Here is a 512-nt window from a genome sequence, read left to right on the forward strand (position 1 = left end):
CGTCTGGCCCGCCACGGCCTGGCCTGCACCGCGACGGACCTGCCCCTCGCGTCGGTGACCATGGTCGTCCGCATCGACGAAGCCTCCCTACGCGACCGGGTCGGACACGCCGACCTCGACGGATCCCCCATACCGCTGGATCCCGCGACGCTGCGCCGCATGGCCGCCGACGCGGACATCATCCCCGCCGTCCTCGGCACCCACGGCGAGGTCCTCGACTGGGGCAGGGCCCGGCGCCTGTTCACCAAAGCCCAACGCCTCGCCCTGACCGAACGCGACGGCGGCTGCGCGTTCTGCGGCGCACCCCCGGCCTGGACCGAGGTCCACCACATCCGCTGGTGGGGACGCGACACCGGCCCGACCGACCTCGCCAACGGCATCCTGCTCTGCCGCCACTGCCACCACACCATCCACACCCAACACTGGGACATCCACGCCACCCCCACCTCCGTCCACTTCACCCCGCCCGCCACCATCGACCCCACCCGCACCCCCAGGCTCGGCGGCCGCGC

1 protein-coding gene is annotated in these 512 nt (G+C 73.4%); it reads left to right on the forward strand.

All coding sequences use genetic code 11. The annotated features are described in order from the left end of the window. Nucleotides 1–60: 60 nt before the first annotated feature. Nucleotides 61–512 (forward strand): HNH endonuclease (locus tag QQX13_RS13780; protein ID WP_301153689.1); only part of this gene is annotated, 452 nt, incomplete at its 3' end.

The organism is Demequina lignilytica (assembly GCF_030418375.1).
GTDB classification, from domain to species: Bacteria; Actinomycetota; Actinomycetes; order Actinomycetales; family Demequinaceae; genus Demequina; species Demequina lignilytica.